The following is a 4,206-nucleotide window of genomic DNA, read 5'->3' as shown; positions in this document are numbered from 1 at the left end:
TATAGTATTTTTCTGCAAAATTACTCATTCTTTTTCGGATTGAACAAGGTGTTTTAGGGGAATGTTTTGAAAAGACAGAAAAACCGTTTTAAGTAGCAGCAACACCAATGCCACGGTTGTATAAGTATGTAACAGCTACCTCAAGCAGTATAAAAATTCATCATTTTTTTGATATATTTGTAATTAATTCATTTTTTTAACTCACTGATTTTAAGACGATTAGGGAGCGACTGTGACACCTAAGCACAATTATGACTACAAAAATAAAATCAGTCATGAAGATACTATAACCCTAAATTTATGAAAACTTCAGATATTTATGTTAACCTTTAAAGTAAGCCCTAAATATTACATCTTTTTTCTATTCTCATTTTTCATAACCCATACTTGTTTTGGGCAGGACTATGTCATTTCAGAGAGCACCAAACTTCCTTATGATTTATCGTCAAAAGTTAGTTTATTTGAAGATGCCACTGCCAAACTTTCTTTTCAAGAAGTAAAAAAACAAACGTTTATAAAACATGAAAAAAAATCGGTACTATTACCATTTTCAAACCAAGCTACTTGGCTGAAAATAGACCTAAAAAATGAAAGTTATCAGGACACAACTTTTTATTTATTCCTTGATAATCAACTTGTCAGAAGGACTACTTTGTATATCAATAATCAAGCCGACAGTTTAGTTTTTGAGCCTTTTAAAGACAAGAGATTTAGTAATTTAAAATATCCTCACTTTCCGATTAAGCTCAAACCCAACGAAAGCAAAAGTTATTATTTAAAGTTTGAATCTAAAAGAGGTGCCTATTTTAAACTTCAACTTTATGGCTCCAGAGGTATTGAAGACCTAAATGGCTCATACAAGATACGTTTGGGTGTGATTGTTGGCTTGACTTGGATGATTCTTTTTATTGTCTGCATCATAGGTTTTTTGGTGATAAAAGACAGCAAATCAAGGGCTTATGCGATTTATACCTTAGCTCGTGCATTTAGTTTTTGGGCATCTCTGAATATCATAGGTAATTTTATCGGAACAGACCCTACGGTTTCTGAAAATATCACCTTTGGATTAATGAATATTTATCCAATCATGGGTTCTTTTTTGGCATTGAATATTCTGCCTTTTGGAAGCTTGCCGAGATGGGTAAAGCATACTATTTATGGTTTTATCGTCATCAATCTGCTTTTATTGCTTTTATTGTTTATCGCTTATGGCCCTGTCTTTTTGAAACTCTTGGTAATACTAACTTTAATTAGCCATTCATTTTTTTACACGCTTTTTATTTACACTTTAATCAAGAAAATAAACCAATCTCCTTTTTATGCGATTCCTTTTCTCTTCGGAAATGTTTCAAATGTCTTGTTAAATTTAAGGGTGTCAGGGATTCTACAATTTGAAAATATCTATGGAATCGCAATTTTTGTTGCACTAACAGAAATAGCTGTATATGTGTATTACTTAAGTCAAAATTTCAGAGCATCAGTAAAAATACAGGCGGAAAAACTACGAAATTTAGGTTTTGAGGCTGAAAAAGCCGCTAAATTAGAAGAATTGGATAAACTCAAAACTCGTTTTTTTACTAATATTTCGCACGAATTCCGTACACCACTTACGCTTTTGGTGGGTCCAATCGAAGATTTGAAGAAGAAATTTCCGCAAGAAGGCATCATTGATGTGATGCAGCGAAACCTCCAACGGCTGCAAACCCTTATCAATCAACTACTTGACCTTTCCAAATTAGAAGCGGGCGAAATGAAACCAAATCTTCAAGAAGTTGATTTAAACAATTTCTTGAGTCAATTAGTGGCTTCTTTTGAATCTTTGGCTCATAGCAAACACATTATTTTTAAGCATTCTCAACCCCATGCACCCCGTTTTGCTCTTTTCGATACCGATAAATTAGAAAAAATCGTTACGAATTTACTTTCAAATGCTTTCAAGTTTACACCTGAAAATGGCAGAATTGTTATCAAAATAGATTATTCGGGCAATCAATTAATTGTACAAATTCAAGATTCTGGTATTGGCATCGAAGAAGCAAGATTGCCTCATATTTTCGACCGTTTTTATCAAGTTGAAGAACATAATAATTATGAAGGAACGGGAATCGGGCTGGCCTTGGTAAAAGAATTAGTTGATTTACTCAAAGGAACAATTGAGGTGAGCAGCCAAAAAGGTGTTGGAACGAGGTTTGAATTAGTTTTACCTTTTACACCATTAGAAAAACTCTCGAATCCTGTTGTACAATTTGAAAGAAAGGTAAATGTAGATGAATCTTTGATTTCCGCCAATCCGAAAATTGACTCTCCAATTGAAGCCGATGGACAAAGCATCATGCTCATCGTGGAAGATAATCCCGACCTTCGAAACTACATAGCCAGTGTTTTTGAAAACCAGTATCAAATCATAATGGCGGTTGATGGTGAAGATGGTTTGTCAAAAGCCCTCGAATTTATACCTGACATCGTGATTTCGGACTTGATGATGCCAAAATTAGATGGCTTGGGTTTATGCGAAAAACTCAAAACCGATGAGCGAACCAGCCATATTCCTGTGGTGATGCTCACTGCAAAAGCCAGTCTATCGGATAGATTAGCTGGACTCGAACACGGAGCAGATGATTATCTTTCAAAGCCTTTCAATAAAGAAGAATTACAGATTAGGGTAAAAAACTTAGTCAGTCAAAGGCAAAAGTTGCTTGAAAAGTTTGCTGTAAAAACAATCATTGAAAAGAAAGAGGAAACAAAAGAGCCTACATTTGATGAAATATTTGTTCAGAAATGTCAGTCGGTTATAGATAAATACCTCGATAGAAGCGAGTTTGACGTAGAAAAATTTGCCGATGAAATGAGACTTTCTCCCGTGCAATTACGCCGAAAATTAAAGGCCATTACCGACCAAAACGTAACCGAATTTGTAAGAAATTATCGTTTAGAAATTGCAGCAAAATTATTAAAAACGAGCGATTTTTCAGTATCCGAAATTGCCTATAAAGTAGGTTTTGATAGTATGCCGTATTTTTCAAAAGTATTCCAAGAACGATATGGAAAAACAGCGAGCGAGTGGAAAGAATAACGTTTTGTATGTTTTGAGGAAGAAAAAACATAAAAGGAGGAAGAGTTTTTAATATTTTTTTTGAGAGGGCAATTGCCCTCTTTTTTTTTGTTCAAAATGAGGAACAGAAAGGCGTTTTTGTGATAACACCTACTTATGAATTTGTCCCAACTTTGCACAACAGTAAATCACAGCATTGTTTTGATAAAAATAGAATACCTGATATTTCTATTTTCGATACACCTGAAATTGATGTGTTAAGCCTTTTTGGTCAGACCTTTTTAAATCAATCATTTTTTATATTTCAATCTTTTAAATAATTATTTCTATGAAAACTAAACACTTATTCTTAACGATTATTGCATCTTGCTTGACTCTAAACACTTATGCACAATTGGCAAAAAGTACGGATTTAATTTCATTTCAAAGCGAACAAATCGCCATGAATTTTATTACTGAAGTAAACACCAATAATGCACAAAAGAGCATTGTATCGCCCAGTGCTGCATGGCTTAACTCATTTTCGTCCTCACTAATGGGTCATATTGTTTATCCAGCTCGTGGGAGGGCTTATCAAATAACTGGTACTATGTATGCCAAAATCAATATTGATACCGAAGGTAAGATTCAGATTATTGGTTTCCAAAAGTCATTGGGTAAGGATTTTGAGCAAGCCATTACTGATGGGCTTAATCAGATTTCTGATGCTAAATTAAAATCGCTTGCCTTGCCCGCAGAAGGTAGTATCAATATATTATTACCGATTCAATTCAAAGACTAATTTTTGATTTGAAAAGTAAAGAAAATATTCCAGAAGGGTTTCGAATAAGCATTTATTTGAATCCCTTTTTTGCTACGACAATATTAAAAAAAGAATTTCCTAAAATTGCCTATCGCTTGCGTATGATATTTCGGAACTATAAAGATATTGTCGCAAATTTATGGCACGCTGATAATGCGGATGTGCCAACGCTGATTTTACGGATTTTTTAATTAAAATTAGCGATTATCAGCGTTATCAGCACGGTCCGCCGTTGCGGTGCCATTTTTCGCCTGCGACATTATCTTTTTAATTCCGTAATATTTTCAAAAAAAACATAAAAAAAGGCACATAAGACCGTTTTGTCAAATTTGAGGAACAAAAAGTTCAAAAT

3 protein-coding genes are annotated in these 4,206 nt (G+C 34.0%); all 3 read left to right on the top strand.

Going from position 1 to position 4,206, the window contains the following annotated elements; all coding sequences use genetic code 11:
• Window positions 1-319: 319 nt before the first annotated feature.
• The 3 genes from ACOVO2_RS01880 to ACOVO2_RS01870 all read left to right on the top strand — a co-directional run bounded on the left by ACOVO2_RS01880 (window position 320) and on the right by ACOVO2_RS01870 (window position 4,045).
• Window positions 320-3,073, top strand: a complete 2,754-nt coding sequence (locus ACOVO2_RS01880; RefSeq protein ID WP_421768343.1) for an ATP-binding protein — start codon at window positions 320-322, stop codon at window positions 3,071-3,073.
• 307 nt (window positions 3,074-3,380) lie between these two features.
• Window positions 3,381-3,833: a hypothetical protein gene (locus tag ACOVO2_RS01875; protein WP_421768342.1), complete on the top strand. Its 453-nt coding sequence runs from the start codon at window positions 3,381-3,383 to the stop codon at window positions 3,831-3,833.
• 8 nt (window positions 3,834-3,841) lie between these two features.
• The gene (locus ACOVO2_RS01870; protein ID WP_421768341.1) at window positions 3,842-4,045 is read left to right on the top strand and encodes a hypothetical protein; all 204 of its coding nucleotides are present in this window, start codon (window positions 3,842-3,844) and stop codon (window positions 4,043-4,045) included.
• Window positions 4,046-4,206 lie beyond the last annotated feature (161 nt).

It is taken from the genome of Emticicia sp. (assembly GCF_049241225.1).
GTDB lineage: Bacteria > Bacteroidota > Bacteroidia > Cytophagales > Spirosomataceae > Emticicia.
This window is presented reverse-complemented; position numbering and strand designations above follow the sequence as displayed.

What these genes read in the sequence shown, in the direction of transcription:
- ACOVO2_RS01880 (WP_421768343.1), top strand. Translation starts at nt 320, where the DNA reads ATGTTAACCTTTAAAGTAAGCCCTAAATATTACATCTTTTTTCTATTC.
- ACOVO2_RS01875 (WP_421768342.1), top strand. Translation starts at nt 3,381, where the DNA reads ATGAAAACTAAACACTTATTCTTAACGATTATTGCATCTTGCTTGACT.